Source organism: Streptomyces sp. NBC_01497 (assembly GCF_036250695.1).
Taxonomy (GTDB): Bacteria; Actinomycetota; Actinomycetes; order Streptomycetales; family Streptomycetaceae; genus Streptomyces.
On sequence record NZ_CP109428.1, the window covers coordinates 272,303 to 299,172 of the forward strand.

Below are 26,870 nucleotides of genomic sequence, written 5' to 3' on the forward strand. Positions count from 1 at the left end.
GCTCGGTCAGCGGTCTCCGGCGGGATCTCCTGTCTGCATCCGGGCACCCAGCTTGTTGGCAGCCGACACGGCGTGGTGAAAAGCGAGCTCCGAAGTGTCGCCTCCCGCCAGGAGAAACGCGAGGGCGCCGCGCTGGTCCGTGGTCGAGGGTATCCATGCCCCCGCCTCCCGCAGCGGATACAGAACGGGGTTACCCGGGTGCGCGGGCAACAGATCAGTGCCCGTGAATCCCTCGAATATGCCGGCCCTTGGCGCGTACACGCAGACTTGGGCCATCCCACGCCGTGGCTCCAACAGTACGTCCATCAGCGCGGGACGCTGGCCAAGCGCCAGGTCGAGGTAGGCGTCGTGCACATCCACATCGAGTGATTGCCGGATCGCCTCTCCGATGAGCGCCCCGCCCAGTCGGGGATTGATCTCTACAATTTCGAAACCGTGCGAGGTGACGATGAATTCAGTGTGCGTGAAGCCTTCTCTGTAACCGGTTGAGAGCAAGATGGCGGAAACCCAGTCGGAGAGGCCACGCAGGGTTTTTTCCGGAAAGTCGACCGGGAAGCTGCCCGCTTCCTCCCGGAAGTACGGTTCCGCCGACACGACGCGACTCGTGACCCCCAGCAACCGGGTCTCGGAACCCCAGGTCAGGGTCTCAGCGCTGTACAGCGGCCCGAGGAGGTAGGGCTCGGCTGTGATCTTCCCGCCGCGTGCCCCCACCGTTCGTGCGGCCTCACCGAGGACGGGTGCCAGTTCCGCGGACTCCTTGACCAGCCAGACGTCTTTGCTCCGGCTCCCGCTTACGTCCTTGATCACGCAGGGGAAGGGCAGGGTTCGGCTCAGTTCCGCGGGGTCGACGCTGAGCGGTTCGAAGGTGACAGAGGAGACCGCCGAGAATCCGTGACGGTAGAGATGGTCACGCAGCCTCCCCTTATCCCGTAGCAGCGCGACTGCCTCAGGGTCTTCGTGCGGCAGCCCCAGGGCTTGCGCGGCAGCCAGGGCCTGTGCGGTCCACTGATCGGTCATGCGCACGACTCCCGCCAAAGTGGGAATGCGTCGTAGCGCCGCAACGATCTCAGTGATGTCGTTCGTGTCAACGCTCGTAACCGTGACCGACGCGGCTGACGGCTGCGACAGCTCGAACGCGTACCGGGACCGGTCCGCGGTCAGCAGGTGCAGGTCGTGGCCACGCGCGTGGGCGGCGTCGGCGAGGCGGCCCAGGCCGAGATTAAGAGATTCGATCAGTGCGAAAGTCACTATATCCTCCAAGAATGAGTGGCTTGTCAGGTTATTGGGACTCCTGCTCCCACAGGAGCTCGCCGGCTCCGGGGAGCGCCGCCGCTTGTTCTCCCGTGCCTGTCGTAGGCGGTATGGCTGCCGCTTCATCTCGCCGATCGGCAGACAGCATCAAGAAGGCCAGTGCGGCGGCCGCCCCGAGTAGAGCGCACAGACCCCACAGCATTTTGGGCCCGCCGTAGTCGAGGATCAGGCCGCCGGCGAGTGGGGCCACGCACGAGGCGGCCGACGAGCTGAAGGCAAATACGCCCTGGTAGCGGCCTCTGGCGTCGCGTGGCGCGAAGCCAGCCACGGCCGCAGAGGCGGCAGGCGCATACACCATCTCACCCAGTGTCCAGACCACTACCGTCAGCGCGTAGACGACTGTGGCGCCACCGGCGAATACATCCAGCCCGAAGCCACCCCCGATCAGCAGAGCAGCCACAGCCAGCGACCGACTCATGCTGCGCTGCCTGATGAATCTGGTGAGCGGAATCTGCAGCGCCACGATCAGCAGTCCGTTAAGACCGATTACCAGACCGTAGTCATGCGACCCCAATCCGTGGCGGGCCATCACGAGCGGCAGCGATGTCGAGCCCTGGAAGAAGATCACCCACAAGACGAAAGCAAGGGCGGTAAGCGCCATGAAGCGGGAGTCCCGCAGCACACCCCTGGCGCCCCCCTTCAACGCAGGCACCGCCGTCTCCAGCTCGGGCGGTACTCGCGCCGACGCAGTCGCACACTCTGCAGGACGACTCTCCGCGAGCTTGACCCACACAATCATCGCGCAGGCCAGTGTGGTCGCGGCGTCTCCAAGGAACAGCCACAGGTACCCGTGCTGGGCAAGGAAGCCGGCTGTCACTGTAGACAGCCCAAAGCCGATGTTAATTGCCCAATAATTGACGGCGAAGGCCCGGAGCCGGTCAGCGGGCCCCACCAGGTCCGCGATCATTGACGATACAGCCGGGCGGGAGATGCTGGACGCCGCTCCTACCGCGAATGCCAGAGCCGCTATAGCAGCGGCATGCGCCACCAAACCGAGGACAGCAGTCGCCGCTGCGGTCGCCACCTGGCCACCGACCATCGTGACACGCCGTCCGACCCGGTCCGTAAGCTCACCACCGGCCAACGCGCCGACCGCCGAGCCAACGCCGAACACCGACAGCACCAGACCCGCACCGGTGGCCGAGTACCCTCGGCTTGTCGTGAGGTAGAGAGTCAGGAACGGAAAGACGAACGTACCCAGCCGGTTGACCAGTGTGCTGGACCACAGCCACCAAAAACCGGAGGGGAACCCTCGCAGACTGCCGGCCTGACGTGTCGTGCCGCGCACAGATTCCCTGCCCCTTCCCCGATCGTGCAGTTGTGCCAAGGCTGCGGGAAGGGTGCGGGCGCGGCATCAGGCGTGTGGCCTATTCTTGGCGGCCCCCTACCCCGGTCCGCTGCATACGTATAGGACTGCTGCCAGTCGGCGCGGACGTCAATCGCCACAGGAGGGGAAGCGACCGTTGCGCTCGACCTCGTCTGCCTTCGGGACAGGAGAGCGTGCCGGTTGTCCCATCGCTGCGCTGCGGCCAAGGCATAAGGCCGACCGTGCGGGGAACATTTCCCCTCGGTGGAGCCGGATAGCCCCTCGTGGTCGCCGGACAGGATCAGCTCGTTCCAAGCCACGTCCTCCGGCGCGAGCCACCGCGATCTGCAGTGTCGGCCACACTCGTCCGAGCCGGGCAACAGCAGGGTCAGTGGAATGGCCTTTCAGTCCGGGACAAGGCTGCTTCGGCAACCCTGCCGCTGCCGCTCGCTGCACATCAGGATCACTCTGCTAGGTCGGGCGAAGCGGCCGGCCGACCTGTCGGATTCCTTCTGCCAGCCTCGCATCGACTGAGGATGCTCAGCCTCTGCAAGTGCGGGTGCCGCCCTCCTTGGCCATGGTGGCGCGCGCCCAGGGGGAGCAATTTCACGGCGAGGGTCTCGAACACCCGTCTGCCGCCTACCGTCATCTGGCAGGTCGCCGGCTCAGCCTGCGCCCAATGGCCCCGGTCGTTGAGGTTTGGACGGAGTGTCCGGTGCGGCGCGTCCGCGGGCCGAGCAGCGCACTGCTACCCGGGTGACGCTGTCGTACAGACTTGCCTCGAGGGTGCGACTCCGCTCCTCCTCGTCAGTGAGCCTTTTCCAACCTGCCTCAGCAGTCTGCCGGTTGGGATGACAACAGGGTGAAGCCCCTGGTAGATGGGTTTTCGACCAAGAGAACCGTCTCCACCAGAGGCTTCGCATGCTTGTCTACCCGCCGGGCGTCAACGTGTCCAGCTCCACCCTGCGCTTCCTCGCGCAACAACTGCGACGGCACCGCCGTGCGGTCGGGTCCAGATGGCGGGCGGCTGAGCGCGGGTCGCCAAGCCCTTCACGCACTCGCCCACCTGCGCGTGGGACACACCCACGCCCAGCTCGCTGCCGGATTCCGCGTCGGGACCACGACCGCCTACCGCTACGTCGCCAAGGCCGTCGACCTCCTGGCCGACCCCGCGCCCACCCTGGCCGACGCCGCCCGCACCGCGTCGATGAAAGCCTTCGTCCTGCTGGACGGCACCCTGCTGCCGATCGACCGCATCGCGGCGGACCGCCCCTACTACTCCGGCAAACACAAGAAACACGGCATGAACGTCCAGGTCCTCACCCATCCCTTCGGCCGACCCCTATGGGTCTCGCCGACCCTGCCGGGCGCCGTCCACGACGTCCGCGCGGCCCGGGAACACGGCATCATCGACGCCCCCGCCCAAGCCGACACCCCCCTGCTGGGCGGACAAAGGCTACCCAGGAGCCGCCGGCACCGTCCGCATCCCGTACTGGGGGCGACGGGACAACCTTTCAGCAGGTCAACAGGCAGCGAACCGCTCTCACGCCAAGATTCGCGCACTCATCGAACACGCCATGGCCACCCTCAAGTCGTGGCGGCTCCTCCGCAAGCTGCGGTGCTCCACCACCCGGATCACCGCCTTCGTGCAAGCCGTCCTCACCCTACATCTGGCCAGCTCAGAGCGATGATGGAAAAGGCTCAGTGATCTCGATTGCCCCAACTCGCACCTGACTGTTAATCACCACGTGGAGGCCACCAAAGGCGACGACCGGCCGTCGTACGCTTCAGTGAGTGCGCGCTGGTTGCCGCGCAAGTCGATTGCGGTGATCGTCAGGCGTCGGCGCCGACTGCTAACAGTTACTTGCGCCCGAGCCCGCCGTTTGCGGGTCCGTGGCGCCGAGAACACTGTCCGCCAGGGCGGCTGCGGTCAGGCAGGTGCTATCGGGGCCCTCTTGTCGCGCCAGCGACGACTCGCGCCTCTCCCACCCAACAAATAACACATTAATGTGGTCAATTGTACACGATCTGCTACATTGTCGAAACAGATTGAGGCGGGCGGCCCATCACAATGCGGTTGCCCGCGGCGAGGAACGTCCAACGTATGCCTCCTCGAGTGCGCCGACCCTCGTATAGCTGGCAATGTCGAGGATTCCTCCTGGAGGAGCCGTAACGAGGTGACCCAGAGGGCGCACGGGTGACAGCCAGTGCAACGGCCATACCAGCAGCGTCCCACCGGGAGCATTTACACTCAGGGTTCACATAGACCAAGGAGTCGGCAGCGCTGTGGTCGGCTCACCAAATCCGTGCGGAGGCATCCGCCCTTCACATGAAGGAGAGCAGCGTGGCCCGAGACGGTGCAGAACCTAGTTACGCCAGAGCGCTGGCGATGGCCGAGCAACTGTTGGGCATCCCCTTGGAGCAGTTCTTGGAGCTCGGCCCTGGCGAACCCGAAAACGCGGCCGACTTCAAACGCCTCGCCACAGCACACACCTTCGGCGACTCCTGGCCTCGAACTGACGTTCTCGACACGCAGACCCGAGCCCTCGTCTCCGTCACCATTGCCGCGGTCCTCGGCACTCTTGAACCGCTGCGCGGGCAACTCCGGATCGCACTCAACCGTGGAGTCACCCCTGAGGAGATCGTCGAAGTATTCATCCACATCGAGGCATACGCCGGTGCTGCACGCGCCTTCGAGGGCTATCAGATCGCCAAACAAGTCTTCGAAGAGGCAGTGGACACGAAGAAGGTCTGACTGCAGCCCCGCCGACAAAACCCGACCACACGTGGGTGCAGTCAGCGAGGACGGAATCCAGTCAGCACGAGTGGGGCCTCCGGCGCCGCCCAGGAACCCGTCACAGTCCGGAGTTGGAGCAGCGACCTCGAGACGGTCCCCCTGACCAAGGCGCTGTCGGCACTCATTTGCCCCGCAGTGCGAGCATCAACGGTCCACTCTTAGAGTCCTGACAGAAGTCTCGGATGATGTGACTGTCGGCTCGGATGCTCGTTGGGCTGTCCGTGGGGAAGAGAGGGTCGCGTCCGTGGATCGTCTCGGATGAACTGTGGTCGTTGATCGAGCCGTTGCTGCCTGAGCCAGGACCGAAACTCGTGGCCGGCAGGCCGCGGGTGCCGGACCGGCAGGCTTTGTGCGGGATCCTGTTCGTGCTGCATACCGGGATCCAGTGGGAGTACCTACCGCGGGAGCTGGGCTTCGGCTCGGGCATGACGTGCTGGCGGCGGCTGGCAGCGTGGAACGAGGCCAACGTCTGGGACAGGCTCCACCTCGTGCTGCTGGCCAAGCCCCGGGCGGCGAAGCAGCTCGACTGGTCTCGGGCGGGGAAGCGATTCCTCCCATGCCCGGGCCGCCCGACGGGGCCCAAAAGCGGTCCCAGCCCGGTCGACCGCGCACGGCCCGGCAGCAAGCACCACCTCCTCATCGACGGCCAGGACACACCGCTCGCGGTGTCCCTGACCGGCGGAAACCGTGGGCGACGTCGCCCACCTCACGCCCCTGCTCGCCAAGATCCCACCTATCCAGGGCCTCGCGGGACGTCCCCGTCGCCGCCATGACGTCCCGCTCGGCGACCGCGGCTACGACCACGACAAGTACCGCCGCCTCGTCTGGGCTCAGGGCATCAAACCGGTCATCGCCCGCCGCGGCATTCCACACGGCTCCGGCCTCGGTGCTCAGCGCTCGGTCGTCGAGCGCACGATCGCCTCGTTCCACGGCTTCCGACATCTGCGTATCCGCTGGGAACGACGCGACGACATCCACGAAGCCTTTTCCTCGGCCTCGCCACCTGCCTCATCACCCACCGCCACATCCAACACCCTTGTTAGGACCTCTAAGAGGCCGGTTTGAGGGCTTTTGGCCGTGACTTGCCTTGAAGGGCTCTCGTCAGCGGGTACTTCGAAGGCGCTATCCGATGAGGCGACAGGTGATACTCGCCCTGTGGACTGGTTGGAGCGAGCTCGGGCAGCGGAACAGCTTCAGGATTGGGACGTGGCGACCGCACTGGTAAGCGCCCGCGCCGAGTGCTTCTCCGACGATCCAGGCATGCACGACAACCACCTGTGGCACATGGATCTGCTGGCCCGAGCGGGACGGATTCCAGAACTTACGGAGCGCGCCCTCACGGATAAGCACGCACGTCGAAGACTTAACAGATCGCTTCGAGAGCGGGCTATGGAGGCGGCGCTGCGTGACCGCGCCAAAGGCGGTGACCATGACGCCCTGTATGTCCTTGTTCGAGTGATGTGCGAGACGGGCCGGGTGCAAGAAGCCCGGAGTGTGGTCCAAGACATCGGCCCGAAGGACCAGTACGCACACCAGATTGTGGCCGGACACTGCTGGCCATAGACGGCCGGTTAAGGCTGTCTCGTGAAGTGGCCGGTGTCGACCTCGGTGAGAATGTCGAGCTTGACCAGGCGTTTCGGCTTGGCACGGGTGCCCTCGATGTTCTTCGCCAGCAGTTCGTGGTCGAGGGCTTCGCAGACGTCCCGGGCCCGTAGCGGTCCGGTGGCCTCGTTGAAGACACCGAGGATGCGGGGGTGGTCCGGGTGCTCGGGCAGGTCCGGTGGGGCGGTCGGGAGCCGGTCGGCGATGGCGGTGACGGTCTTCCGTGTGATCGCGAGGTTTTTGAGGTGGGACTTGGTCTCCCGCAGCCGGCTCTGCAGTTCTTCGATCTGGGTGCGGAGGTCTTCGGCCATGGTCCGTGCGGTTTCCTCCTGGAGGCCGAGCGCGGCGAGCAGGGGCCCGATGTTCACGCTGCCACCGCCTTCGGCTCACGCCAGGTGGGGGTGTTCGTTCCGGTGAGGCGGCGGGCCATGACGTGGGTCATCGCCCAGTAGACGCGGGAAGCGGAGGAGGACGGGCGGTGCTCGTAGTCGCGGACCAGGCGTCGGTGGAGTATCAGGATTCCGTAGGTCTGCTCGACCCTCCACCGCTTCGGCTGCGGGACGAAGCCCTTCTCCTTCGGGTTGCGTTCGACGATCTCGACGTCGATGCCCAGGCCGGCTCCATGCGCGAGGACCTGGTTCTTGAAGCCCTGATCCACCAGAGCCTTCTCGACGGTGCCGCCGGTGTTCCAGGCGACTTGGTCCAGCAGGGCGACGCCCGCGGCGTTGTCGTGCGCGTTCGCGGCGAGGACGATGACGGCGATGACGAGCCCGAGCACGTCGACCGCCAGTCCTCGCTTGCGGCCCGGCACCTTCTTCGCCGGGTCCCGGCCGGTCGTGGAGGAGGGGACCCCGGCGGCCGCGTGGACACTCTGGGTTTCCAGCACCACCAGGGTCGGGTCCTCCGTCCCGGCGACCGATCCTGCTCACCTCTTCCGCGCCCAGAGGGGAGATCAGCTGCGGTGGGCATCGGTTTCCGGACAGGGCCGCGCGGGGCGCACGCACGTACGGCTCGACCGCCCGACCGAGCCCCGATCAGCCAAATGATCAGGGTTGACTGTTTTTGACGCGTGGCCGGTGAGACGGAAGCTACCCCCGCAAATGATGATGTCATGCGCAAGTCATTTCATACGACTTGTAACGATCGTACGGGATATGTCGAAGGTCGGGAGGATGACCAGTAGCGACCAGGAGGGGAACCCCATGTCTGAAGACTTCTCCGTCGACGAGCAGGAATCCTCTGAAGAGGGCACCGCGTCGACCAAGGCAAAGCGGAAGTACGTGCCGGGCAGCGGCGATGAGGCTCCGTTCAAGCGCCTGAAGAGCGGCACGGCCGACTCCGGCGAAGACAGCGAGGACAAAGAGCCGTCCCAGGAGGAGTACTCCGGCCAGCCCGTCGGCGACTACGAGCTCCCGGACGAGTCGAGCGACGAATCGGAGAGCTCCCAGGGCACCAGAGCAGACCTCGAATACCACGAGCTGTTCATCCGAACGGCCGTCGCTTGGGCGAAGGACAACCAGGGTCGCATCGCCAGGGTCTGCCAGACCGCAGGCGGCTGGGAATCCTGGCTGGAGGTCGAGCTCTACCTCGCGCTGCAAGACGCAGGTGTGGAGGTGACCCGACAGCCGCCCTTCGAGGTGGACACCACCGGGGGCTCCCGCGCGGACCTGTTCCTCGGCAATCGCTTCCTGATCGAGATGAAAGTTGAGACCGCCAAGGAGAAGGCATCCGCCTTCGCGAAACGCGTGGTCACCGACCTCAACAAGGTCGACAAGAAGGCCAAGGACCGCCCCGCCTCGGTGGTGGGCTTCGTCTGGTCGCAGGAGAGCAGCGCCGCCTGCACCACTCAGATCGGCCAACCCATCAGGGCCGGCATCCTCAGCATCTTCCACGACGCCTCCCTCGGCACCTGACCCTCCCCAGCCGAACGGCGCCCAACCGGCGTCCCACACCCCCGAACCGCGGCCCGGCGCGGGCGGATTGCCCTGGCCGGCGACCCGCCCGCGTCAGCCATACCGGCTGACAAGGCTCACCGGCGTCTGCAGCCCCTGGCGGAATGGTCACCGGCGACCCCCTAGCCAACTCTGCATCGCTCGGCACGCGTTACCGGACGCCCAGTCCTCAGCAGGGGCCTGCAGTCCCTTTCGGCGGTATCTCGGCTCCCCCCCCGCTTCACGAAGGGAACGCACGGCCGCCCCCTCTCCCGAGGGCGCTCGCCGTCCCTCGCGATCACCGCTAGTGAGCTCGGCCTGGACGTAGCGAACCCGATCGGCGTGCTGTCCCAACCCGCATCAGAGGTCGACAACGCGGGAACCCCTCACCCGAAATAGATGTCCCATGGTGCGGCATACGCCGTAATGCACGGACCTCTCCCGACATTCGACGTACCGGCCGTAGCTTGGAAGCGTGAATCCTTCGACCCGCGCGGCTCCAGGGAAGGCCATGCAACATTGCAGCGTAGAGTGCGGCGCTGCGCCTGCCAGGCAAACCCTGATCCACAGAGTGTGCATCCTGCTGGGACAGACGCACGCGGGGCCTTGCCTGCATAAGGCGCTTCCGGCCGACAGCCCTGCCCAGGTTGCCCCTGGCGGAGCCAGCATGGCTCCCTACCCTGCCAGAACATGGACGCCTGACGATCACCCCGTTGCGTCAGCCGTCCAGACGCCTGACGCGCTGCTGCCCCAACGCCTCCAGTAGCCGAAGCCACACCTCGCTCGGTGTCGGATAGCTCGGAACGGCATGCCACAGCACTGTGAGCGGGACGCAGCCAGCGATCGCCATGGTGGCTGAGTGCACCAGGTCGGCGATACCCGGCCCGACAAAGGTGGCGCCCACGAGGGTGTCCGTTGCCCGGTCCACGACCAGTTTGGCACGCCCTGTGTAGTTGTCCCGCAGTACATAAGTGCCGGCGAGCGCAGCCATGTCGTACTCAACCGTCTCCACGTCTAGGCCCATATCTCTTGCCTGTCGCTCCGTCAGCCCCGAGGAGCCGACCTGCGGATCGGTGAACGTCACTTGGGGAACGGCCCGATGGCCCTCCGCACTACTCAGTCGGCTCTTGTCGTGGCCTTCGGGCTGGGCGCCGAGGGCGCGGGCGGCAATAACCTCGCCTGCAACCCGGGCCTGGTACTTGCCCATGTGGGTCAGCAGCGCACGGCCACAGGCATCGCCAATTGCATAAAGCCATCGACCGCCAACACCGCGGACCATCTGTTGGTCGTCGACGTCAATGTAGCCGCTGTTGGGGAGCCCTACGGTCGCAAGCCCGATGTCCGTGGTATTTGGAACCCGTCCCGCCGCAACGACGAGTTCGTCCGCACTGAGGGTTGTACCGTCGTCGAGTACGACCGAGACCTCCCCTCCGTGCACCTGGCCGATACCGGTGTCCTCCACGGCGTCACGGCGTACCTCGCTGATGTTCCGGCCCGGATAGAGCAGGACACCTGCGGCGGCCAGCGCATCGCCCACCAGCCTGCCGGCGAACGGCTCTTGCCTCTCCAGCAGCGCCTCGCCACGGTGCACCACGCTCAGTTCCTCAACTCCAAGACCACGCAGCCACGTCGACGCCTCGCAAGCCACCACACCGCCGCCGAAGATGACTACACGGCGGGGTACCCGGTGCAGGTTCGTAACGTCTTTGGACGTCCAGGGCAGGGCTTCGCGCAATCCAGGCACGGACGGGAGCGCCGCAGAGGACCCAGTATCGATGACGACCGCGTGCCGGGCCGTGATGGTACGGGTGGCACCACCCGGAGCAGTGACGATGACAGAGCGCTCCCCAGCGAGGCGGCCGTACCCTCGGACAACGTCAATACCGGTGGCCAGGGCCCAAGCGACCTGGGAGTCGTCACTGAGGTGGTTAACGATAGCGTCCCTGCGGGCCAGGACTGCGTCCACGTCGATGCGTGCCGCATCGGTGATCGAAGACAGGCCGGGAATGTGGTGGGTCGCGTTGAAGACTTCTACGGGATTTAGCAGACCCTTGCTCGGCATGCAGGCCCAGTATGAGCACTCCCCGCCCAGTAGTTCCGCCTCCACCACGACAGTTTCCAGGCCGGAGAACTGGCTCGCGTACTGCGCCGCGTTCTCTCCTGCGGCAGCGCCCCCCAGGACGATGACGTCCCACTCGGAACGGTCTGGGTCTACAGAGGGTTTCATCGGATCCCACCGGCTCTCTCGTACGCGACTGCTCGCCACCGACAGTATGGGCGTTGGCGGCTCTCGGCCGTACCATCACGAGGCGATAAGGAGACACCTCATCATCCCCTAGGGATGATGTGCCGTGAACGGAGCCGGCCCTCCGGGTTGAGGTGGACCCTCCCCCTGGGTGACGCGGCACTTTCCCTCCATTCTCCAGTGAACCGTCCTCAGGGGAATGGAGACGGAGCCTCGTAGCGCTCCTTCGGGAGCCGGGTTGCGCCAGCCAGCCCGTTCCCTAAGTCTCCGCCCGTACTCCGCTCAGCGCATCGTGCACCTAAGGGCTGTCCCGTAAGTCACTGGAGGGGCGGACGGTCATCGTCACTCGGACGGGTTGTCCGCTTCTGGCCTGAGTTTCGAGGCTCGACGACATCGACGCGAATCAGGTCGAACCGGACGCGCGCAAGACGTCGAACCAGTTACGGGACAACCCTTAGGTCCGTCTTTCTAGTGCTTATACGGCGGTGAGCGGGATGCCGGTGGCATCGGTGATCAGGTGGTGCTTACTGCCCGCCCTGCCCCGGTCCACAGGACTTCGTCCCGCCTTAGAGGACATCTCATTTGGCTAGTCGGCGGTAGCAGATGAGGGTTGCGGCGATGCCGGCGAAGGCGAGGAAGTGTTCTGCTTTGCGTTCGTAGCGGCGGTGGAGGCGGCGGCAGCCGGCGAGCCAGGACATCGACCGTTCCACGACCCAGCGATGACGGCCCAGGCGCTCGGAGGAGTCGACGCCTCTGCGGGCGATGCGGTGGGTGATGCCGCGGTTGCTGAGCCATTGACGCAGGTGGCGGTAGTCGTAGCCTTTGTCGCCGTGCAGCTTGCCCGGCTTTCCGCCTGGGGCCGCGCCGGGAGCGGATAGGCGGGATACCTCGTACCAGCGGCTCCAGGCCCTGGCTGTCGTGCATGTTCGCGCCGGAGATGCCGACCGAGAGCGGTAAACCAGTCCGCTCGGTGATCAAGTGGATCTTTGACCCGTACTTACCGCGATCCACAGGATTCGGACCTGTCAGGTCCCCCTTTTCAGGGCCCGCATGTTCACCGAGTCGATCGCGCACCGCGACCAGTCCAGCTCGCCGCGCGCCCCGAGTTCGTCCAGGACCAGGCGGTGCAGCTTGGCCCACACCCTGGCCTTCGACCACTCGCTGAAGCGCCGGTGGGCTGTCGGCCCTGACGGCCCGAACGACGGCGGCAACTGCGCCCACGTACAGCCCGACGTGGCAACGAAGACAATCGCCGCCAACACCTCACGTTCCCCATGTCGCCGCCGGCCACCACCTTGCGGCCGAACCGGAGCCGGCGGCACCACCCGCTGGAACAGATCCCACAAGTCATCAGGTACAAGACGCTCCACAATCCCCACCAGCGCAGAATACCCCGACTAGCCAAATGAGATGTCTTCTTAGAGCCCCCTTAATGCCCGGATGTGGGAGCCATCGACAGCCGCCGGGAGAAGTCCAGAGCGGTCGCGCCACGCAGCTCTTGGCGAGCAGAACCTCGTGCAGCCGGGGCCACACCCCGGACATCGGTCCACTCGGCCAGGCGCCGCCAGCAGGTCATGCCCGAGCCGAACCCCATCTCCTGCGGCAGGTGTTCCCAGGCGATCCCGGTATGCAGCACGAACAGGGTGCCCTGGAACACCAGCCAGTCCGGATGCCGCTTGCGCCCAGGATGCCGGACCCGGCGCTCGACTTCGGGCAACAGCGGCTCGACCACCGCCCACAACTCGTCATCCACTTCCCACGGCCTCTGATCTTGCGCAGTGCTCCGCCCTTTAGGGCGGGGGTGAAGCGCATCCTTGGCCCAGAGGTGCGAAGCGCCGGAGTTCCCTGCGCCTCCGCGGTGACGGTCAGATGGGCCGCTTCTGGTTCTCAACGTACTGCTTGACCACGGTCAGTGGCGCGCCGCCACAGGACCCGGCGAAGTAGGAGCCGGACCAGAAGTGCCCGCCCCACAGATAGCGACGCACGTGCCCGTCGTACTCCTTGCGCAGCATCCGGGCGGACACGCCCTTGAGTGAGTTGACCAGCCTGGAGAGCTGGACCTTCGGCACGTGGTCGTCCTCGCCGTTGAACTGCTTCAGCTCGGTCTCGAAGTCCGCGCATACCTCCCGCATGATCCCCTCGCACCGCGTCAGCATGGCGTCGGTCATGGCCTTGCGCCGGTACCTGGTGACGAAAGCCAAATGGACATGAAGGTTGTACACGACATGACGACCGTTGCGTACATCGAGATTCGGGGCCCATCGTGGTGACATAAGCCAAAGAATCATAGTGATCGGCGTGCAGCTTCGGTACAGCTTCCGCGTGTAGCCGAGCGCCGGTCAGCGCATGGCGTTTCCAGGGCGTTCGGGTGTGCTCGGGTTGTTTTCAACGACGCCCTTCGGGCCCGCGAGACTGCCCGTGCCGCCGTGCTGCCGTTCATCCCGTCCGGCGGGCTGTCCAAGCAGCTCACGGCCGCGAGGAAGACCCCCGAGCGGGCTTGGCTTGCCGAGGTGTCGGCGGTGATCCTCCAGCAGTCCCTCCGGGACCTGGATACCGCACACCGAAACTTCTTCGACGGCCTCAAAGGCAAGCGCCCCAAGACGGGGTCGCCCCGGCTCACGTCGCGGAAGGGCACTCGGCAGCCGGTCCAGTTCACCGCGAACGCCGGATGGAAGATCATGGCCGGCGGGAAGCTCCGGCTCCCCAAGATCGGTGACGTGGCCGTGAAGTGGTCCCGCTCCATGCCGTCGGCCCCGTCCACAGTGACCGTGGTCAAGGACAGTTCGGGCCGGTACTTCGCCTCGTTCGTGGTCGAGACCGACCCTGAGACGCTGCCCGCCACGGACAACGTCGTTGATCCTCTCCGACGGTCGGAAGATCGACAGCCCGCGCTTCCTGCGCCGGGCCGAGAAGAAGCTGAAGAAGGCTCAGCGTGACCTCAGCCGGAAGGCCAAGGGATCGAAGAACCGGGCCAAGGCCCGAATCAAGGTCGCACGCGCCCACGCACGGGCCGCCGATGCGCGGGCGCGAGTTCCACCACAAGCTCTCCACGCAGTTGATCCGCGAGAACCAAGCGGTCGCCGTGGAGGACCTGGCGGTGAAGGGGCTCGCCCGCACGCGTCTGGCCAAATCCGTGCACGACGCGATGGTCCGCGTTCACCACGATGCTGGCGTACAAAGCCGCCCTGCATGGGCGGACCTTTCACGCAATCGGACGCTTCGAGCCGACCTCACAGGTGTGCTCCGTGTGTGGCATCAAGGACGGCCCCAAGCCCCTCATCGTCCGTGTCTGGACGTGCGGGGCCTGCGGAGCCGTCCTGGACCGGGACATCAACGCGGCGATCAACGTCGCGAAGGCCGCCGGACTGGCGGTATCAGCCTGTCGAGCGCAGGTAAGACCGGTACTCCTACCGGCGCAGCGCGAAGAAGCAGGAACCCACCCGAAGACGAGCCGGACATCCGGCAGTCAGGCGGGAATCGCCCCCCTTAGACAGTGTCCTATGTGGTGAGCCGAATGAGTCGTTTGTAGCAGCAGAGGGCGGCGGCGAGGCCGAGGAAGGCCAAGTAGTTGCGGGGATGACGTTCGTAGCGGTGGTTGAGTCTGCGGTAGCCGGTCAGCCAGGACATGGTCCGCTCGATGACCCATCGTCGTCGGCCTAATCGTTCGCTGGACTCGATTCCTTTGCGGGCGATGCGGACGCCGATGCGTTTGCCGCGGAGCCATCGTCGCAGGTCGCGCTGGTCGTACGCCTTGTCGGCGTGGAGCTTGCGGGGTTTGTAGTGCCAGCCGTTTTCGGGGTCGTGTCTCGTTTGGAGACCGGCGACCATCGCCTTCAGGCCCTGGCTGTCAGGGGTGTTGCCTGCGGAGACGCCGACGACGAGGGGCAGCCCGTTCGCGTCCGACAAGACGTGCATCTTGGAGCCCGGCTTGCCTCGGTCCACGGGGCTCGGACCTGTGAGTTCGCCCCCTTTTTAGCCCGTACGTGGGCGGAGTCGAGGACAGTGCGTGTGAGGTCGAGCAGTCCGCACTCGTCGATCCGATCCAGCACGGCCTCGTGGAGCCGGCCCCACACCCCGGCTCTCGACCAGATCAGGAACCGGCGATGCGCGGTGGACTTCGAAATGCCGAAACAGGGTGGCAGGGCCCGCCAGGCACAGCCACTGACCAGGACGTAGATGATCGCCGCGAACAGCGTCTCATCAGGCGTGTCCTGCGTCCCGCCGCCCTGCGGCCGCACCCTCGACGGCGGGATCAATGGCTCCGCGATCTCCCACAAACCATCCGGAACAATCCAACTCCACGTACCTCGCCCCATGTTCAGCTCAACGAGACGCTCCCACATAGGACACTGTCTTAGGTGGGCGAGGATGTCAAGAGCGTAAGTGCCAGAGCACGGACTCAGACCGCACGACATGCGCAAGCGAGCGAGCACTTTCAGGAGCGCGAAGGCTCTGACGTGAGCCTAAGCGTTGTCCCGTAACTCAGGGCAGAGGTCGGTAGGTCACCACAAGCAGATCTGGTTGTCTGGTTGCGCCCCGAATTGCGGCCTAAATCGGATCCTAGCCAAATAGGTCGAACCGGACATTGGCAAGCGGTGCCCAGAGTTACGGGACAGCCCTTAGTTGCTGCTGGCTGTGAGAGGGCTTGCGCCGACGTGGGAGCTAAGGCGAGCGCTATGATTGAGGTGGCATAACCTGGTTGAACGGAAGGACGCCACGAACTGCGAGACTTGGGCCAGCGGCGTTTTGGACCGTGTCTTACAAGGTGGGATCGAGTACTGTCAGCGGGAGTGGCCGCTTCGCCCGATAATCCAGGGAAGGGGTACGGGTTCGCCTGCATCGCGTCGTCCTCGACGAACCAGGTGACCGCCACCAGATGGACCGGTCGCGCTGTGACCTCGACTTGTCAGTGCCGCGTCCACACCGGGCCCCGAGAGGCATCGTCATGCGCGGGGCGTCTGATCCCTATCGAGGTCGTGCGGGTCGGCGAGGTGCAAGAATATAGTTCCTCCATATGCCGCAGTCCCTCTTCGAGAGGGACGCCACTACAACGGAGGCCACGTGGCGAAAGCGACGGTACAGAGGACGCTGGGTGACCGGCTGCGCTGGAAGACAGCTGAAGTCGTTGGGCGCCGCGAGGAGTCGGCCGCAGCCGTGACTCTGGTCCTGGACGTACCTGACTGGCCCGGGCACCTAGCGGGTCAGCACATCGACCTGCGGCTGACGGCCGAGGACGGCTACAGCACACAGCGAAGCTATTCCATTGCGTCCTCGCCCGAAAACAAACACCTCGAGCTCACGATCCAACGACTGCCCGACGGTGAGGTCTCCCCCTACCTGGCGGACGAAGTTCGGCCGGGAGACCAACTGGAACTGCGCGGACCGGTGGGCGGATGGTTCGTCTGGAGACCGGAGCAGACAGAACCTATCCTGCTAGTGGCAGGTGGCTCGGGGCTCGTACCTTTGGTGTCGATGATCCGGAGCCGCGAGTCCGCCTCCAGCAGGGCGCCGTTCCGTTTGCTTTACTCACTACGCTCACCCGCAGACGGTCTTTACACGAATGAGCTACGGAGTAATCTGAGCGGCGTCGATGTCGCTCACCTTTATACGCGCGAGGCGCCGCAGGGTGCAAAGCGTCCGCCATGCCGCATTGTCCCTTCAGATCTAGTCAAAAACGGGTGGCCGCCGGAGCTCGAGCCAACGTGCTACGTATGCGGCCCAACCGCGTTCGCAGAGAAAGCATCCAATTATCTCCTACTCCTGGGGCATAATTCTAAACGCATTCGTGTCGAACGCTTCGGTGGCAGCGGTAAGTGATCCAGCAGCAGGCTGGCACCCCTTAGCCAGCACATCTCTCACACATAAGAGAATCGTGGGCCTGCCATGCCTTCCGGCCCAGGCCTCCCTCGCGAGTGAGCCGTCACCTCAATTAGCCCAGAGTGAAACGGCCGAGCTGTGGCTACGGAGTCGTTGTAGGTCACAAACACGCCAGGAAGCCCTCGTCAGCGCCCTCGGCAGGGTGTTGAATAAGCCGGGGCAGCAGAAGTTGCGGCAAGAGGAGGAAGACATGCGGAGAGAACTCGAAGGGCTTCAAGTCGAGGATGGAGAGCGCGTCTCTGTCGAGCAGATCCCGATCGCCGTCACCGCTGGTGAGTTGATCTACGACAACGGGTCTGTCCAGACTTTCGCCCCGGACGGGTCTACTCGTTATATCGAGGCGGGCCGTCCCACAGAAGGTGAATGGAGAGTGGACGAGGATGGCAACTTCTGCTCGTTCTGGCCGCCGAGCTACCGGGCTTCCTATGATCTGCGATGGATCGTAGAGGCTGGCAGCGTTGTCGGCCTCCGGTTCTCAGGCGTGGAGGGAGGCACTCAATTCGACGGCCGCTACCAGTAACTCGAAGCAGGTGCGCCGACCGTTAGTGCCAGGCATGCGGGGGAGCTACTTGCCAAAGGGCTGGGGGTGTCTCGATCGCGGACTGGCCTTCCGGCAAACGGATAGGGCGCGATCACTGACACCCGCTCAAACTCCTCCCGATCGTGAGCGGGGGTCACTCGGTGCACCATCTCAAACCTTCGCTCGGCGGCCGCTCAGCGTGGTGTCGGCGATACCATCCGGTAGCGTGCACTGCTGCTAGGGACTATACAAAAGACTGACCGCGCCACCGGGCCCGAGTGAATCCTTAAGTTCTGGAGGGAGTGAAACAAGGCGTGAAGCATCTCGCTGGAAACGACCCACTGGACAGTAAGCAAGAAACTGAGACCCTTGACCGTCTTGAGCAAGAGGAAAGTATCCTTCGCGACTTCCTCGCGACGGTAGATGCCCGCAAGGGGGAAATCCTGGCCGATTGTTCTCTCAATGCAGGGGACGCGGGCGAGGTGCAGCAGGCACTCCGTGATTTTGATCGGGAAGTAGCCGGTGTGCAATCCAGGCTGAAGAAGGTGTCTGAGGCCCAGGAGCGGCTAGAGGACGGTACCTACGGCGTTTGCACGGCTTGCGCCCAGGAGATTGATCCGGAACGCCTTGCACTGGTACCACTTACGCACCTTTGTGTAGCGTGCGCAGCATCGCCTGAGCCTCGCCGGTAGAGCCGCACCAAGAGACCGGGTGCCGGGGTCGAATCACCAGGACTCGGCCGGCTACTCCCCGGGATCAAGTATGGCGGTCCGCCGTCCTACGTTGCGGAGTCGCCGTGACAATCGAGTGCAGTGCCGATTGAGCAGGGGTATCCACGACCCTCATCGATGCCGCGGGCGGCCGCGATGAGGGTCGTGTCTCGTTTGGTGACCCTGAACCATGGGATTCAGCGCGAGGCTGTCGTGGGTGTTCGCTGCGGAGACGCCGACAAGGAGGGGCAGCCCGTTCGCGTCCGACAAGACGTGCATTGTGGAACCCGGCTTACCACGGTCCACGGGGCTCGGACCTGTGAGTTCGCCCCTTTTTTAGCCCTCACGTGCGCGGAGTCGAGCACCGCCCGGGGCAGGTCGAGCAGGCCGGCGTTGTCCAGGCGGTGCAGGATCTCCTCGTGGAGCCGGCCCCAGACACCGGCTCTCGACCAGATCAAGAACCTGCAGTGGGCCGTCGACTTCGATATCCCGAAGCAGGGCGGCAATGCCCGCCAGGAACAGCCGCTGACCAGGACGTAGATGATCGCCGCGAACAGCGTCTCATCAGGCGTGTCCTGCGTCCCACCGCCCTGCAGCCGCACCCTGAACGGCGGGAGCAGCGGCTCCGCGATCTCCCACAGACCCTCCGGAACAACCCAACCCCACGTACCCCGCCCCATGCGCAGACCAACAAGCCAACCCCACATAGGACACGGTCTAAGTGGGCGTTGAGCGCGTGCAGCGGTTGAAGTGATCTTTTACCACTCCCGCTGAGTCCTCGCGTCAACAGCCTGCCGCTCGTAGGTGTAATTTGAAGAGGGACGCTCTAGTTGTCGTCTCCCGTTGGGAGTGGTGATGGATGCCTCGGAGGACGTTCTTCGCAGGCTGAGCCCGTCGGCTCTTGTTACCCTGGACGGTACCGTTCGTTCTGTCAACGCCGCGATGGCTAAGACGTTGGGCAAGACGGCTGAGCAGTGTATTGGACAGACCTTCTCCAGTCTCTTCCCGGAATCGCAGCGGCAGGTGGCGGAAGATCTTGTGACCCACGGGGCCACGACAAACTCCGTAGCTATGCATGTGCTCGGATTCCCAGAGTATGGTGGCATATCAGTAGTTTGCCTTATAGCGGCGCAGCCGTTGCAAGCCTCCCCCGGCGGGGAGGGATTCGTGTGGTTGTACTCATTGGAAACGGAAAACGACCTGGGGAGCCTGCTGATCCCGCTCGGGTTGGCAGCCAAGGCAGCCGGCCTCGGAGTGTCTGTCTATTCACCGCACGATCAGAACCTGGAATGGCTGGGGGGGGCGTCCCGTCTGGCGGCACTATTTCCACAGGCAGCCGTGACCCTTTCCTGGGTCTTCCGACACGTCCATCCAGATGACAGGCATGCCCTTCGACGCCTTATGCGTTCATATGCCACGGAACCTCAGTGGCTTCGGTTCCGATTCCGTGACGAGCTAGACAACTGGCGGAGCCTAGCTTGTCAGTTGCATCGTGTTCGACTGGGGTATGACGGACCTCAGCGCATTTTCGGGGTGGTCCGTGACGATACTTTGCAAGAGACGCGTCGGCAGAGGGTGCTGGCGGATTTGAGTGCGCAGCGCCAGCACGCTGCGGAGCTGGCCGATTTCGCCTCCGCTCTGATCACCGCAGCCACTGAGCAGGAGCTGCAGCAGGTTGTCCTGACGCGTGCTGCCTCATCTTTCGGGGGCACGGGCGCCTTGTTCGCGGTTGTCGACGACAAGCGCCGCCTACGCGTGTCTTCCGACGCTGCTGTCACCCCACAACTGGTCGACGCTCTGCATGGTCTCTCCCTGGATGCGCCGAACCCTCTCCCTCACGCCATCCGTACCGGAGAACCTCAGCTCATCCACGATCGCGAGGACTACGTCCGTCGCTGGCCCGAGGGGGGCAACTTGCCATCGTTCGGCCCCGATATGGCGCTGGTGATCACGCCTCTCGGGCCCATGGGCATCCAGCCTCAAGGGGCCTGCATGATGACCTGCGATAAAGGCCGTCATCCTTCCCGGAATGAACGAACCCTGATCAATATGGTGGCTGAGCTGACAGGCCAGGCACTCAAGCGCATAGGTGTGCACCAGGCTCGTGTGGAGCTGGCCGTTGCGCTCCAGCACGCAATGCTTCCCAGGCTCCCCGATCATCTCCCTGGACTCGATGTCGCCGCCCGCTACCAACCCAGCCAGGACGGGCTGGACATCGGTGGTGACTGGTATGACGCCTTCGTGACGCGCGACGGAGCGGTGACGGTAGAGATCGGAGACGCCCAGGGCCACGACGTAGACGCTGCAGCGGTCATGGGACAGGTTCGTACGTCCCTGCGAGCGATAGCCAATCAGGAGTCAGATCCGACGACAGTACTTACACGTATCAACGATCTACTCGTCACCATGGCCGCAAAACGGTTCGCCAGCTGCACCATGCTGCACTTCGACCCACGCAACGGACTGGTCACGGGGGCGAGTGCGGGCCATGTCCCGCTCCTATCGGCGCATGAGGATGGGAGCTACGACGTTCACATGCTGCCGGGCGGCCCAGTGCTTGGGGTTCTGAGCCACGCAGCCTACCCAGAACAGACATTCACCCTCGAAAGAGATACCGCATTGATCATGGTCACCGATGGCCTGGTCGAGGGGCCAAACTTGACGCTTGATGCAGGACTCGACCACGTGGGAAGACTGGCAGCTACAGCACTCCACGATGGATTGAATGCCGAGTCAACCGCCGACCGACTCATCGAGGGCGCGATTGCCATGGACCACCTCGATGACGTCGCGGTCCTGGTTATCCGACGTACCTGAACCCGTTGCCGCGGGCATTCACAACCCTGGCAGCTCTGCGCCAGGATTGGCTACTTAAGACCGTGTCCTACATGGTGAGGTCGAGGAAGCGTTTGTAGCAGCAGAGGGCGGCTGCCAGCCCGAGGAAGGCCAGGTGGTTGCCGGGGTGGCGTTCGTAGCGGTGGTTGAGTCTGCGGTAGCCGGTGAGCGCCAGGACATGGTGCGTTCGATGACCCAGCGTCGGCGTCCGGGTCGTTCGCTGGACTCGATGCCCTTGCGGGCGATACGGACCCCGATGTGCTTGCCCCACAACCATTTCCGCAGGTGGGGGACGTCGTAGGCCTTGTCGGCATGGAGACGCTGAGGCTTGGACCGGGCTGCGTGGGATTCGTGTCCCGTGTGGAAAGGGGAAAGCATCGGCTTCAGCCCAAGGCTGTCGTGGGTGCTGGCCGCGGAGAGTCCGACGCGTAAGGGCACTCCGTCCGCATCCGACAGGACATGCATTGTGGAACCGGGCTTACCCCAGTCCACGGGACTCGGACCTGCAAGTGCGCCCCCATTTTTCGCGCGAACATGAGCCGAGTCCAGGACCGCCCGGGAAAGGTCGACCAACTCCTGCCTGTCCAGGGGTTGGAGGATCTTCTGATGCAGCCGGCCCCAGACACCTGCGCGCGACCAGATGACGAACCGGCGGTGCACCGTTGACTTTGAGGCCTCGAAGCACGGCGGCAACGCACGCCATGCACACCCGCTGACCAGTACGTAGATGATCGCTGCGAAGACCGCCTCGTCATCGATGTTCGCCACCCCACCGCCCTGCGGCCGTACACGCACCGGCGGCAAGAGCGGCCTAGCGATCTCCCACAGTCCGTCCGGAACAATCCATCCCCACCGTCCACTCCCCCATGCCCGCCTCAACGACCAACTGTCCATGTAGGACACGGTCTTAGAATTAGATGGACAGCACAGGACAGCCGCTGAGCCTGTTCCAGCCTCAGCTTGACCAGGTCAGCTGCGAGGTGGGCGGCCTGAACGACGCCAGTAGTGCTGCTGCAGCAGGGTCTGTGTGGCAGGCGCCAGCTCTTGACGGCAGTCATGGGCTACTCACGGACGTCGCAGGGCGGGCGCGAGCGACATTGACGACCTGCTGGCCGCCAGAGGCGGCTTCGGCGCCCGCCGCGGAAAGACACTCGTAGGTGTGGACGGCCTTGGTGTCGTGCATGGTGCCGGGCAACACGGGCGAGGCCCATAGTAGGCGGCCGAACGGTCCGGTGACGGCCTGTACGCGTATGCCATGCCTCCACGGCTCTGGGAGTGGCAGGTCTGATCCGAGGCGATGTGATCGATCGGCGACGTCGGAGATTGCGCGCTGTCGTACAGGTTCGGGTGACTCAGCCAACCAGCCGGCGCGCACCGCACCGACCGCTTCGGCCAAACCCGCGTAGTCGCCAAACAACATGAGAGGCCCGCGGGGGCTGTGACATAGAAAGTGCGATTGCCAGATCAATGTCCGGGGGGATGACGACGGACCCAAGCAGCCCCCGGAGCAGGCGGGCGCCGGCCACGATGCAGGCGGAGACGAGGGTGAAGCCGATCACGCTGAGCAGCCAAGGACTGGGGCGGAGGCGGTCGCTCAGTGGGTGGGTGTGACTGAGCGGGGGTGGGAAAGCCACTTGTTGTCACCTCAGTGCACAAGGGGCGACACAGGGTTACGATCAACCTATGACGGACGAGCGCTATGACGTGATTGTGATCGGTACCAGCCAAGGCGGCCGATTCCTGCCCGTAGATCTCGCCAAGGCAGGCAAGAGAGTGGCCCTCGTCGAGCGCGATCATCTAGGTGGGGTCTGCGTGAATACCGGGTGCACCCCGACCAAGACAATGGTCGCCAGCGCGCGCCTCGCTCACCAGGCGCGGCGCGGGGCGGAATACGGCGTGCGGACCGGTCCAGTATCAGTCGACCTCGTAGCCGTGCTGGAGCGTAAGCAGGCCATGGTCGCGGGCGCGCGGGAAAATTACGCAAGCCGTCTGGCACAGGACGGGCTCGACCTGATTGAAGGAGAGGCTCGCTTCACGGGGCCAAAGACAATCGAGGTCGCCTTGAAAGACGGTGGGACGCTGGGGATCAGCGCGCCGGTGATCGTTATCGACACGGGCACGAGACCCAAGCCCCTGGCTATCCAGGGTGCACACGACGTCCCTGTCTTGTACTCCACCTCGATCATGGGGCTGGACGTGCTCCCGAAGCATTTGATTGTCCTCGGCGGCGGTTACATCGGGCTCGAGTTCGGGCAGATGTTCCGCAGGTTCGGAAGCAAGGTCACAATCATCCAGACGGGTCCGCGCCTACTGGCAGCAGAGGACGATGACATCAGTGACGAGGTTGCTGCAATCTTGCGCGACGACGGGATTGCCGTCATGACCTCGACAACCCCGGAACGGGTCGAGAAGAGTGACTCCGGGGGAGTACGGCTCACCATTCGCACAGCCGATGGCGAGCAGCAGATCGAGGGCTCCCACCTGTTGTCGGCCATCGGCCGGATTCCCAACACAGAAGCCCTCGCACTGACCGCGGCCGGTGTCCGGCTGCTGGACAACAGCTCCATCGAGGTCAATGAGTACTTGGAAACCTCTGTCCCCGGTGTCTACGCAATGGGAGACGTCAAGGGTGGTCCGGCCTTCACTCACCTGTCCTACGATGACTACCGGATCCTGCGCGCTAACCTGCTGGGCGGCGAAAAGGTAAGCACACAGGGGAGGCTCGTTCCGTACGCTGTGTTCATCGACCCGCAACTTGGTCGTGTCGGCATGTCCGAGCGGCAAGCGAGGGAGCAGAACCTCACCGTACGCGTTGCCAAGGTGCCGATGAGTTCTGTCATCCGGGCTCTTGAAACCGGGGAAACACGTGGCTTTATGAAGGCTGTCATCGACGCGCGCACCCAACAAATCCTCGGTGCCGCTGTCCTAGGCGCCGAAGGCGGTGAGATCATGACAATCATCCAGGTCGCCATGCTCGGCAAGCTCCCGTATACCGCTATGGCGAATGCCATCTTCACGCATCCGTTGCTGGCCGAGGGCCTCAACAGCCTCTTCCAGGCAGTCGACTCTCACTGATCATTCAGAACGAAGGATCTTGTGGGCCAGAGTTGGTTGAAGTGTCGGCAGGATTTCTCTGCTATCTGCTGATCTTGTGCCTGATGACCTCTGGGAACGTAAGGATGCGTTGCTCCCGGTTCATGCGCCGCGACGGCAGCGATACCCAGGGAGGCAGCCAGCCGTCCTGCCCTGCCAGGCGTCGTTTACGTGAGTCTGCGGTAGCCGGTCAGCCAAGACATGGTGCGTTCGATGACCCAGCGTCGGCGTCCGGGTCGTTCGCTGGACTCGATGCCCTTGCGGGCGATACGGACCCCGATGTGCTTGCCCCACAACCATTTCCGCAGGTGGGGGACGTCGTACGCTTTGTCGGCATGGAGACGCTGAGGCTTGGACCGGGCTGCGTGGGATTCGTGTCCCATGTGGAAATGGGACAGCATCGGCTTCAGCCCAAGGCTGTCGTGGGTGTTGGCCGCGGAGAGTCCGACGCGTAAGGGCACTCCGTTCGCGTCCGACAGGACATGCATTGTGGAACCGTGCTTACCCCGGTCCACGGGGCCCGGACCTGCAAGTTCGCCCCCTTTTTCGCGCGAACATGAGCCGAGTCCAGGACTGCTCGGGACAGGTCGACCAGGCCCTGCTCGCCGAGGAGTTGCAGAACCCTCTGATGCAGCCGGCCCCAGACCCCGGCACGGGACCAGATGACGAAGCGGCGGTGCACGGTCGACTTCGACGCTCCGAAGCACGGCGGCAGCGATCGCCAGACGCAGCAGCTGACCAGCACATAGATGATCGCGGCGAAGACCGCCTCATCGTCGATGTTCGCCACCCTGCCGCCCTGCGGCCGCACACGCGCCGCGGGCAACAACGGCCGCGCTATCTCCCATAACCCAGCCGGCACAATCCAGTCCCGACGAGCCCTGTCCATAGAAACGATCTACCTCAACCGGCCATGTAGGAGGCGGCCTTACCCGTGAAGCCGGTCGGGCGCAGTGAAGTGACGGCCGAGGCGAGTTTGTCGAAGCGGGTCGCGATCGCGCGGAACTGCTTGAGGCGGTTGAAGCAGCGTTCGACCACGTTACGGTTCTGGTAGAGCTCGCGGTCGAAGGTCGGCGGTCCGCCGCCGGCCTCGCCTCGCCGCCGACGGTTGGCCTTTTGGCCGACCTACTCGGGGATCACGGTCTGAATGCCCGCGCTTGCGCAGGCCCTGGCGGATCGTCTGGGACGAGTACGCCTAATGGGAAGTGAAGGCCCAGTGGCAGCTGACCTTCAAGGGCGCGAGTCGAGCCATTGAGTGTGCCCGGGCCTGAGAGCGCTGTTGACAAGACGAGGCTGCCTCGCGCGCAGCAAGTCTGGGCATGGGTGCTCGGGCCTTGTCTCCTGATGTTGAACACTCGAGACACTGGATCCTGAGGGTCTAAGAACGGACATCTCGTGGTCATGAAGAACTGCCCGCCGGGGTTCAAGGCGGACGCGGTCGCGCTGTACGAGTCGCGGCCCGGTGCGACGATCAGGTCGGTCGCCGCCGATCTGGGGATCAATGCGGAGACCCTGCGGAACTGGGTGAGGGCAGCCGGCGTGAGTCGCCCTCGGGGACGCCGGACGCAGGAACCGGCCGAGCCGTCGGCCCCGCTGGAGGCGGAGAACGCGGCTCTGCGGAAGAAGGTCCGCGAGCTGGAGGAGGAACGCAAGATCCTGCGGAAGGCGGCGAAGTATTTCGCCGGGGAGACGCGCTGGTGAATCGCTTCCAGTGTGTCGCCGACCTCCAGCGCCGGTACGGCGTGAAGCGGCTGTGCAGCATCCTCGGCATCGCCCGCTCGAGCTTCTATTACTGGCGCCGGACGGCTGTGGCCCGGGCCGCCCGGCAGCGGCCGACGCACAGCTCGCCATCCGGATACGGGCGGTGCACCAGGAATCGGAAGCTCCTACGGAGCCCGGAGAATCACCGCCGGGCCCCGCGAGACGAACGGTGAGGCGGTCAATCACAAGCGGGTCGCCAGGCTCATGCGGGCGTCCGGGATCGAAGGATTCCGGTTGCACCGCCGGCACCGCACCACCGTCCCCGACCCGGCCGCGGCCAAGGCTCCGGACCTGATCGGCCGCGACTTCACCGCGGGCAAGCCGAACATGAAGTACGTCGGCGACATCACCTACCTGCCCGTCGAGGGCGGGAAGTTCTGCTGCCTGACGACCGTCACCGACCCCGCCTCGCGCCGTCTGGCCGGCTGGGCGACCGCCGACCACATGCGCACGGATCTCGTGACCGACGCGCTGGCGGCAGCGATCCGCACCCGCGGCAGCCTCGCCGGATCGATCACGCACACCGACCACGGAGCCCAGTACACGAGCAGGGCCTTCGCCCAAGCCTGCAGGTCAGCAGGGGCCCGACAGAGCATGAGCGCGGTCAGGTCTAGCGCGGACAACGCACTCGCCAAGTCCTTCAACACGACCTTCAAACGCGAGACCCTGCAAGGACAAAAGAACTGGCCAACCGAGCGCGAGGCCCACCTCGACGCCTTCAGACGGTTCCACCGCTACAAACCCGACGCCGACACTCCCGCCTCGGACAACGATCACCGATCGCCTTCGAAAACACCTTCCACCCCACACCAACTACGCTGACACACGCCGCATAACCCGTGTTCAGGATCCGACGTCAAAGCCCTCAAACATCCGCGACAG

Annotated in this window: 16 protein-coding genes and 10 pseudogenes; 12 read left to right on the forward strand and 14 right to left on the reverse strand. The window is 64.7% G+C overall.

All coding sequences use genetic code 11. From position 1 onward, the window contains the following. Window positions 1-6: 6 nt before the first annotated feature. Complete coding sequence (locus OG310_RS37250; RefSeq protein WP_329460660.1) at window positions 7-1,248, reverse strand: ATP-grasp domain-containing protein; 1,242 nt, start codon at window positions 1,246-1,248, stop codon at window positions 7-9. 31 nt (window positions 1,249-1,279) lie between these two features. Next, the gene (locus tag OG310_RS37255) at window positions 1,280-2,599 is read right to left on the reverse strand and encodes an MDR family MFS transporter (RefSeq protein WP_329460661.1); all 1,320 of its coding nucleotides are present in this window, start codon (window positions 2,597-2,599) and stop codon (window positions 1,280-1,282) included. A 939-nt stretch (window positions 2,600-3,538) separates the two neighbouring features. On the opposite strand from OG310_RS37255, the pseudogene OG310_RS37260 reads away from it, so the two are divergent. The 3 genes and pseudogenes from OG310_RS37260 (at window position 3,539) to OG310_RS37270 (ending at window position 6,479) form a co-directional block, all read left to right on the forward strand. Then, a pseudogene (locus OG310_RS37260) lies at window positions 3,539-4,308 on the forward strand (transposase family protein). Between the two features lie 653 nt (window positions 4,309-4,961). Next, window positions 4,962-5,372, forward strand: a complete 411-nt coding sequence (locus tag OG310_RS37265) for a carboxymuconolactone decarboxylase family protein (RefSeq protein WP_329460662.1) — start codon at window positions 4,962-4,964, stop codon at window positions 5,370-5,372. Window positions 5,373-5,617: 245 nt separating this feature from the next. Continuing rightward, a protein-coding gene (locus tag OG310_RS37270; protein WP_443078946.1) for an IS5 family transposase occupies window positions 5,618-6,479 on the forward strand; the annotation gives its coding sequence in 2 pieces (ribosomal slippage) (window positions 5,618-6,103 and window positions 6,105-6,479; 861 coding nt in all). 506 nt (window positions 6,480-6,985) lie between these two features. Here OG310_RS37270 and OG310_RS37275 read toward each other — a convergent pair. Next, window positions 6,986-7,384 (reverse strand): hypothetical protein, encoded by a 399-nt coding sequence (locus tag OG310_RS37275; RefSeq protein ID WP_329460663.1) that lies wholly within the window; start codon window positions 7,382-7,384, stop codon window positions 6,986-6,988. Beyond that, window positions 7,381-7,920 (reverse strand): annotated as a pseudogene (locus OG310_RS37280) (transposase); the annotation flags it as partial. The pseudogene OG310_RS37280 and the gene OG310_RS37275, both read right to left, overlap by 4 nt. A gap of 268 nt (window positions 7,921-8,188) precedes the next feature. Between OG310_RS37280 and OG310_RS37285 the strand changes: the two are divergent. Continuing rightward, a complete protein-coding gene (locus OG310_RS37285; RefSeq protein WP_329460664.1) occupies window positions 8,189-8,929 on the forward strand; it encodes a hypothetical protein in 741 nt (246 codons plus the stop codon). 736 nt (window positions 8,930-9,665) lie between these two features. Here the strand turns inward: OG310_RS37285 and OG310_RS37290 are convergent. The 5 genes and pseudogenes from OG310_RS37290 to tnpA form a co-directional block, all read right to left on the reverse strand. After that, entirely contained in the window at window positions 9,666-11,174 is a 1,509-nt protein-coding gene (locus OG310_RS37290) for a dihydrolipoyl dehydrogenase family protein (RefSeq protein WP_329460665.1), read from the reverse strand. A 505-nt stretch (window positions 11,175-11,679) separates the two neighbouring features. After that, window positions 11,680-11,760: pseudogene (locus OG310_RS37295) on the reverse strand (IS5/IS1182 family transposase); the annotation flags it as partial. Between the two features lie 10 nt (window positions 11,761-11,770). Next, window positions 11,771-12,562, reverse strand: a pseudogene (locus tag OG310_RS37300) (IS5 family transposase). A gap of 54 nt (window positions 12,563-12,616) precedes the next feature. After that, a pseudogene (locus tag OG310_RS37305) lies at window positions 12,617-12,945 on the reverse strand (transposase); the annotation flags it as partial. Between the two features lie 112 nt (window positions 12,946-13,057). Further along, complete coding sequence (gene tnpA / locus OG310_RS37310) at window positions 13,058-13,465, reverse strand: IS200/IS605 family transposase (protein ID WP_329460666.1); 408 nt, start codon at window positions 13,463-13,465, stop codon at window positions 13,058-13,060. Window positions 13,466-13,538: 73 nt separating this feature from the next. Here tnpA and OG310_RS37315 point away from each other — a divergent pair. Next, window positions 13,539-14,701: pseudogene (locus OG310_RS37315) on the forward strand (RNA-guided endonuclease InsQ/TnpB family protein). Here the strand turns inward: OG310_RS37315 and OG310_RS37320 are convergent. Further along, a protein-coding gene (locus OG310_RS37320; protein ID WP_329460043.1) for an IS5 family transposase occupies window positions 14,691-15,508 on the reverse strand; the annotation gives its coding sequence in 2 pieces (ribosomal slippage) (window positions 14,691-15,166 and window positions 15,166-15,508; 819 coding nt in all). The pseudogene OG310_RS37315 and the gene OG310_RS37320 sit on opposite strands and share 11 nt — an antisense overlap. 745 nt (window positions 15,509-16,253) lie before the next feature. On the opposite strand from OG310_RS37320, the gene OG310_RS37325 reads away from it, so the two are divergent. From OG310_RS37325 to OG310_RS38755, 3 genes are all read left to right on the forward strand, one after another. Further along, entirely contained in the window at window positions 16,254-17,009 is a 756-nt protein-coding gene (locus OG310_RS37325) for a ferredoxin reductase (RefSeq protein WP_329460667.1), read from the forward strand. Window positions 17,010-17,259: 250 nt separating this feature from the next. After that, window positions 17,260-17,589, forward strand: a complete 330-nt coding sequence (locus OG310_RS37330) for a hypothetical protein (RefSeq protein WP_329460668.1) — start codon at window positions 17,260-17,262, stop codon at window positions 17,587-17,589. A gap of 545 nt (window positions 17,590-18,134) precedes the next feature. Further along, a complete protein-coding gene (locus OG310_RS38755) occupies window positions 18,135-18,281 on the forward strand; it encodes a TraR/DksA family transcriptional regulator (RefSeq protein WP_443078960.1) in 147 nt (48 codons plus the stop codon). 165 nt (window positions 18,282-18,446) lie between these two features. Here the strand turns inward: OG310_RS38755 and OG310_RS37335 are convergent. Next, window positions 18,447-18,979: pseudogene (locus OG310_RS37335) on the reverse strand (IS5 family transposase); the annotation flags it as partial. Window positions 18,980-19,154: 175 nt separating this feature from the next. Here OG310_RS37335 and OG310_RS38760 point away from each other — a divergent pair. Together OG310_RS38760 and OG310_RS37340 are read left to right on the forward strand one after the other, a co-directional pair. Next, a pseudogene (locus OG310_RS38760) lies at window positions 19,155-19,460 on the forward strand (PAS domain-containing protein); the annotation flags it as partial. A gap of 372 nt (window positions 19,461-19,832) precedes the next feature. Continuing rightward, window positions 19,833-21,116: a PP2C family protein-serine/threonine phosphatase gene (locus OG310_RS37340; RefSeq protein WP_329460669.1), complete on the forward strand. Its 1,284-nt coding sequence runs from the start codon at window positions 19,833-19,835 to the stop codon at window positions 21,114-21,116. A 67-nt stretch (window positions 21,117-21,183) separates the two neighbouring features. Here OG310_RS37340 and OG310_RS37345 read toward each other — a convergent pair. Next, window positions 21,184-22,028 (reverse strand): IS5 family transposase gene (locus tag OG310_RS37345; protein WP_329460814.1). Its coding sequence is split into 2 segments (ribosomal slippage): window positions 21,184-21,303 and window positions 21,306-22,028, totalling 843 coding nucleotides; the frame shifts between segments, so codons are not numbered across the junction. A gap of 789 nt (window positions 22,029-22,817) precedes the next feature. Between OG310_RS37345 and OG310_RS37355 the strand changes: the two genes are divergently transcribed. Further along, entirely contained in the window at window positions 22,818-24,209 is a 1,392-nt protein-coding gene (locus OG310_RS37355) for a mercuric reductase (protein ID WP_329460670.1), read from the forward strand. A gap of 188 nt (window positions 24,210-24,397) precedes the next feature. Here the strand turns inward: OG310_RS37355 and OG310_RS37360 are convergent. Continuing rightward, window positions 24,398-25,116: pseudogene (locus tag OG310_RS37360) on the reverse strand (IS5 family transposase); the annotation flags it as partial. Between the two features lie 14 nt (window positions 25,117-25,130). Continuing rightward, entirely contained in the window at window positions 25,131-25,265 is a 135-nt protein-coding gene (locus OG310_RS37365) for a hypothetical protein (RefSeq protein ID WP_329460671.1), read from the reverse strand. A 357-nt stretch (window positions 25,266-25,622) separates the two neighbouring features. Between OG310_RS37365 and OG310_RS37370 the strand changes: the two are divergent. Next, window positions 25,623-26,824, forward strand: a pseudogene (locus OG310_RS37370) (IS3 family transposase). The last annotated feature ends 46 nt before the right edge of the window (window positions 26,825-26,870 follow it).